At 74.1% G+C, this 5,830-nt stretch carries 6 protein-coding genes; 3 read left to right on the forward strand and 3 right to left on the reverse strand.

What is annotated here, in order from left to right; genetic code table 11:
* Positions 1 to 97 precede the first annotated feature (97 nt).
* The gene (gene zapE / locus K6I34_RS29875; protein WP_374231058.1) at positions 98 to 1,255 is read right to left on the reverse strand and encodes a cell division protein ZapE; all 1,158 of its coding nucleotides are present in this window, start codon (positions 1,253 to 1,255) and stop codon (positions 98 to 100) included.
* Between the two features lie 85 nt (positions 1,256 to 1,340).
* Between zapE and K6I34_RS29880 the strand changes: the two genes are divergently transcribed.
* Positions 1,341 to 2,147 carry a pyrimidine reductase family protein gene (locus K6I34_RS29880; RefSeq protein ID WP_229330649.1) on the forward strand — a complete coding sequence of 269 codons (807 nt, stop codon included), beginning with the start codon at positions 1,341 to 1,343 and terminating at the stop codon, positions 2,145 to 2,147.
* Positions 2,148 to 2,465: 318 nt separating this feature from the next.
* Entirely contained in the window at positions 2,466 to 2,966 is a 501-nt protein-coding gene (locus K6I34_RS29885) for an indole-3-glycerol phosphate synthase (protein ID WP_238489967.1), read from the forward strand.
* 69 nt (positions 2,967 to 3,035) lie between these two features.
* On the opposite strand, the gene K6I34_RS29890 is transcribed toward K6I34_RS29885, so the two are convergent.
* Both K6I34_RS29890 and K6I34_RS29895 read right to left on the reverse strand, forming a co-directional pair.
* On the reverse strand, positions 3,036 to 3,698 hold the full coding sequence (locus K6I34_RS29890; RefSeq protein WP_238489969.1) for an ABC transporter ATP-binding protein: 663 nt from the start codon (positions 3,696 to 3,698) through the stop codon (positions 3,036 to 3,038).
* Between the two features lie 59 nt (positions 3,699 to 3,757).
* Positions 3,758 to 4,822 (reverse strand): FtsX-like permease family protein, encoded by a 1,065-nt coding sequence (locus K6I34_RS29895; protein ID WP_229330655.1) that lies wholly within the window; start codon positions 4,820 to 4,822, stop codon positions 3,758 to 3,760.
* A gap of 185 nt (positions 4,823 to 5,007) precedes the next feature.
* Between K6I34_RS29895 and K6I34_RS29900 the strand changes: the two genes are divergently transcribed.
* Positions 5,008 to 5,830: histidine kinase (locus K6I34_RS29900; RefSeq protein ID WP_229330656.1), on the forward strand; the 823-nt coding region annotated here is incomplete at its 3' end.

A 5,830-nucleotide genomic window follows, 5' to 3' on the forward strand; every position in this document is an offset into this window, starting at 1 on the left:
GGGCGGAGCCAGCCCCGCGAACGGTGGTCTGGGGGCGGAGCCCCCAGAGGGAAAAATCTTCTTTGACCCGCACCACAGCGGTGGGTCAGCCGAAGACTCAGGAAGCCGCCGGCAAGGCCTTCGCATCGCGCGCCAAAGCCGTCAGCCGTGAGATCGCCCGGAAGTACTTCTTGCGGTAGCCGCCCGCGAGCATCTCCTCGCTGAAGATCTCGTCGAACGGGCGCCCCGACGCCAGCACCGGTATCTCGCGGTCGTACAGCCGGTCCGCCAGGACCACCAGCCGCAGTGCCGTCGACTGGTCCGGCACCGGCTCCACGCCGGTGAGGCAGACCGCCGCGATGTCGTCGCACATGGCGCCGTAACGGCTCGGGTGGACCTTGGAGAGGTGGTCGAGGAGCGCGGGGAAGGCGTCGAGCGAAGCGCCCGGTGTCGTGTGTGCCGCGCGGGTGACGACGTCGTCACCGAAGGGGGCCGGAGCCTCCGGCAGCCCGCGGTGGCGGTAGTCCTCGCCGTCTATGCGCAGCGGGCGGAAGTGCGCGGACAGCCCCTGGATCTCGCGCAGGAAGTCGGCGGCGGCGAACCGGCCCTCGCCCAGCTTGCCCGGCAGCGTGTTGGAGGTGGCGGCGAGCGCCACGCCCGCGTCCACGAGCTTGCGCAGCAGCGAGGAGACCAGCACGGTGTCGCCCGGGTCGTCCAGCTCGAACTCGTCTATGCACAGCAGCTTGTGCCCGCTGAGGGTCTGCACGGTCTGCTGGAAACCCAGCGCGCCGACGAGATTGGTCAGCTCCACGAACGTGCCGAACGCCTTCTGCTCCGGCGCCGCGGGGGTGGCGTGCCAGAGGGAGGCCAGCAGGTGGGTCTTGCCGACGCCGTAGCCGCCGTCGAGGTAGACGCCCCGCGGGCCCGCGGCCGCGGCGGGCTTCGTCTCGCGCCGGAACCAGCGCCTGCGGCCCGTTCCGCTCGCGCCCGCCCCGCCCAGACCGGCCGCGAAGCCGTCCAGTGTGCGTACGGCCTCCGCCTGGCTGGGCTGCCTGGCGTCCGGTATGTAGTTCTCGAAGCGCACCGAGTCGAAGCGCGGCGGGGGCACCATCTCGGCGACCAGGCGGTCGGCCGGTACGTGCGGGGCGCGCGAGGTCAGGGCGACGGGGGAACCGGCGCCCTGCCGGGGTATCGGGCCGGAGGCGTCGGCCGGTCCCGTTGCGGAGGTGGCTGCCGGGGCTGCTGCGCCGGAAGCGGATGCAGTGGAGGGTGACACGACCGTCCAGCCTAGCCCCTCCGCCCCGGCGGGGTTCCGCGGCCGAGAGGGAAGTCACGCCGCGAGGCATGTCACACTGCGGCCTATGCGACGCCTGTTCCCCTCCCCGCTCACCCCTGCCGAATCCGAGGACCGCACCTGGGACCTGGAGGAACTGGCGGACGCCTACGCCTACCCCGGGACCCCCGGCGGCGGCCCGGCGGTGGCGGCGGAGGAGGGGCGGCCCGGCGGCGTCTGGCTGCGGGCCAACATGGTCTCGTCCCTCGACGGCGCCGCCCACCACGAGGGGCGCTCGCAGCCGCTGTCCTCCGACGCCGACATGCGGATCTTCGGCACGCTGCGGGCCCTCGCGGACGCCGTGGTGGTGGGCGCCGAGACCGTACGGCAGGAGGGATACCGTCCGGCGCGGGCGCGGGAGGCGTTCGCGGCGCGCCGTGCGGCGCTCGGCCAGGGGCCCGCGCCCGCGATCGCGATCGTGAGCGCCGGTCTCGACCTGGACTTCTCCCTTCCGCTGTTCACCGGGCCGCTGGTGCCGACTCTGGTGCTGACGGGCTCGGATGCCCCCGCGGACCGGGTGGACGCGGCCCGTGCGGCGGGCGCCGAGGTGATCGTGGCTGGCGAGGGGCGCCGGGTCGATCCCCGGCGGGTCCCGGAGGTGCTGGCCGAGCGCGGGCTGACCAGGCTGCTGACCGAGGGCGGCCCCCGCCTGCTGGGGGAGTTCGCGGCCGCCGAGGTGCTGGACGAACTGTGTCTGTCCCTGGCCCCGCTGGTGGCCTCGGGCACCTCGCCGCGCATCGTGAGCGGCCCGTCGGTGGCGGTGCCGGAGCGGTTCGCCCTCGCGTCGGTGCTCGAAGAGGCGGGTTTCCTCTTCACGCGCTACCGCAGGGCCTGACGGCGTGCGGCAGCGGCGGTGGAGCGGGTTCCGGGTCGTTCCGACCGTTTCTGGCCGCTTTTGGCGGCTCCCGGTCGTTTCTGGGCTGCTTCCGGGCCGGAACCGGTTCATGGAACCCGCACGTCGGACGATCGGGGGTCTGACAATCGGCGGAATTTTCTGCTCCGGTTACCTCTCGGTGGGCAGAATTGAGTCAGACGCGCCCGCACGGGAACGTGATCGGAACAGGCGGGCCCAGGGGGGCACGCGCAGGATGGTTTCTGTCGGGCCCGGTGGCCCACGAAGAGAAGGGCTCCCACCGTGTTCACGAGCGTATTGATGATTGAGCAGCCGCTGTCCGCCGTAGACGTCGACTTCGTGACCACCCTCCACGACGACCAGATGTCCTTCGTCGTCCTGATGCAGCCCAGAGGCGCCGAGGACCGGTTGCTCCGTGCCATCGACGACGTCGCGCTGGGCGAGCTGGAACAGGCCGTCCACGAGGCCGACGAGCCAGAAGGGGAGGCCGCGCGTCGTCCGGCGGCCCTGGCGCTCGAGCACTCCCTCCGCATGCTGCGCGCGGCGGGCAGCGAGGCCGTCGGCCAGCTCATCGACGGCCACCCGCTGGACCTGCTGCGGTCCGTCGTCGAGCAGACCCACGCCGACGAGGTGATCGTGCTGACCGCCCCGCACCTGGTCGAGGAGTTCTTCCACCGCGACTGGGCCTCCCGGGCCCGCCACAAGGTGGGCGTTCCCGTCCTGAAGCTCTACGCCCACGCCGACGGGGAAGGCGGGGAAGGCGAGGAGGACGAGGAGGGCACCGAGGCCGACACCGCCTGACGCCGTCCGGCACGACCCCCTTCCCGTACGGGCCCTTCCCGTACGGCACGTACGGGGCGGTGGCCCGCCTCACCGCCCCGTCAGCCGCCCGTCGCTCATCGACAGCACCCGGTCCGCGTGCCCGAGCAGCGCCCTGTCGTGCGTGACCAGGACCGTCGCCGTGCGGTGCCCGCGCGTCACCTCGGCCAGCAGCTCCATGACGCGCTCGCCGCGCTCGTGGTCCAGCGCCGACGTGGGCTCGTCCACCAGCAGTACGGACGGGCCCGGGAACAGCGCGCGGGCGATGTTCACGCGCTGCCGCTCGCCCCCGGACAGCTGGTGCGGGCGACGGCGCCGCTTCGCCGCGTCCAGGCCGACGGACTCCAGCAGCTCCGCCGCGCGCGACCGGGCCCGGCGGACGCTCCCGCCCCGCAGGTGCGCCACAGCCAGCAGCTGCTCCTCCGCCGTGAGCGACGGCAGCAGGTTCGCCTGCTGGAACACGATGCCGATCCGCTCGCGCCGCAGCGCCGTGCGCTCCTTGCCGCTCATCGCGGCAGCGTCCCGCCCCGCCACGAGCACCCGGCCCGCGTCGGGGCGCAGCAGCGTCGCCGCGACCGCGAGCAGACTCGACTTGCCCGAACCGGACGGCCCGGCGACCGCCACCAGCTCACCCGGCGCCACGGCGAGCGACACCTCGTCCAGCGCCGTGAGCCTGCGGTCACCATCCGGATAGGTGAGTTTCACGGCTTCCAGCGACAGAACCGGAGTGGTGGCAGCTTCCCTCGACGGAACAGACGGAACAGAAGTGGTGGTCAACGGGACGCTCCCAGCGCGGTCAGCGGATCGACGGACGTGATGCGGCGGACGGCCAGCGCGGACCCGGCCAGGCCCAGCAGGACCATCGCCGCGACCGGCACGGCCACCGTGGCCGCACTCAGTTCGAACGGCACCGCGGCGGCGGCCAGCGCCCCTCCGCCCGCGCCCGCCGCCGCGCCCAGCAGCGCCCCGGCGAGCAGGACGGCGGCCGCCTGGCCGAGGGCGTCGCGCACCAGATAGCCGCTGCTCGCGCCCACCGCCTTGAGCACGGCGACGTCGGGCCGCCGCTGCACCGTCCACACCGTGAAGAAGGCCCCCACCACCAGGGCGCTCACCACGAACAGGAAGCCCTGCACGAGCTGGAGCGTGCCGTGCTCCGCCGCGTAGCCGTCGATCCCGTCCAGCGCGTCGTCCACCGGGACCGCCTTCGTCGTCCGGGCGGCGTCCCCGGCTGGGCTGCCGGAACCGGTCACGGCGAGCACGCTCGGCTGCCGCTGATGGCTCACGCCCTGCCATGTCGCGACGGTCGTCCAGACGCTGGGAGCGTGCCCGTACGCGCGGTCGGCGGTGACGCCGGAGACCGTCAGCTCCTCGGTACCGAGGACGACGTGGTCGCCCACCCGGATTCCGCCCTCGCGCGCCACCCGCTCGCTCACGGCCAGCTGCCCGTCACCGGGAGCCGTACCGGACAGCAGCGCGGGCCGCAGCCGGGCGGACGTGCCCAGCGCGCTCACCGACGTCGCCTTGCCGTGGGCCGTCAGCCGGGTCATGGCGACGCCCAGCGGCTCGGCGGACCCGACCCCCGGCGCCGCACGCCAGGCCCGGAGCTGCCGCTCGTCGACCGAGCTGTTGCCGAACGACACCTCGGGCTCCGCCCCGGGGGGAGCGCCGAAGACGATCCGGTCCACCGGCAGGCCCGCGACGGCCGACGTCGCCTCGCGGGCCAGCCCGCCGGTGAGGCCGTAGAGAAAGACCACCAGGGTGGTGATGAGCGCGACGACCGTGCCCATGAGGGCGAACCGCCCCTTGGCGAAACGGATGTCACGGAACGCGACGAACAAGGAACCCTCCCGGGGCTCTGACCAGAACGCCTTCCACCCTTCCGCGTACGGCCCGGCCCGCCATCAGGGCAAGGGGTGGTCTCCACCCCGCACATCCGGTGCACCCCGAAATCAATCGAACGGTTGATGGCCCGCGGGAGCACAGGGGCGAGGAGACCCCCGGCCCGGGCCGTACGCTCGATGGGGTGAAACCGAGCAGCAGCCCCGCCCCGGAGACGTCGCCCACGCGCGCGCACGCGCGTGCCGCCGCGGAAGCCCCTTCGCTGCGGCTGGTCCAGCTCGCCCTGCACGGAGCCTTCTACGTGCTGCTCGCCGTCGCCCTCGCGCCCGTGGTCGTCGGGGCCGAACCGCTGACAGCGCTGATTCCCGGCCTCGCGCTGGCCGCCGTCTACGGCCTCGGCGCCGTCCGGGGGACGCCGCGTGCGGACCGTACGGACGGAACCGGTACGGACGGAAAGCGACGCGCCGGTACGACCCGCACCGGCCGGGCCGGCCTGCTCTGGCTCGCTGCCGTCACCGCCCTGTGGCTCGCGCTCCTCGCGCTCGACCCCGGGGCGAGCTACGTCGCGTTCCCGCTGTTCTTCCTCTTCCTGCACGCGCTCCCGGTCCGCTGGTCCCTGCCCGCCGTGGCCGCCGCCACGGGCGCCGTCGTCGCCGCGCAGGCCACCACACCCGGTGGCCTCACCGCGGCGAAGGTGATCGGCCCGGCCGCCGGGGCCGCGGTCGCCGTCCTCACCGCGTACGGCTACGCCGCGCTCTACCGCGAGACCCGCCGCCGCCAGCGCCTGATCGACGACCTCGTGCGGACACGGGACGAGCTCGCCGCCGCGCAGCGGGAGGCCGGACGGCTCGCCGAGCGGCAGCGGCTCGCCCGCGAGATCCACGACACCCTCGCCCAGGGGCTGTCCAGCATCGTCCTGCTCGCCCGCGCCGCCGAGACCGCCGGTCCCGAGGCGGCACGCGCGCGTATGCGCGAGGTCGGCCGGACGGCCTCCGACAACCTCGCCG

The organism is Streptomyces sp. UNOC14_S4 (assembly GCF_020740835.1).
Classification (GTDB): Bacteria; Actinomycetota; Actinomycetes; order Streptomycetales; family Streptomycetaceae; genus Streptomyces.

Bases quoted from the DNA above. Each gene is read 5' to 3' on its own strand.
- K6I34_RS29880 (WP_229330649.1), top strand. From the start codon at position 1,341: ATGCGACGCCTGTTCCCCTCCCCGCTCACCCCTGCCGAATCCGAGGAC.
- K6I34_RS29885 (WP_238489967.1), top strand. From the start codon at position 2,466: ATGATTGAGCAGCCGCTGTCCGCCGTAGACGTCGACTTCGTGACCACC.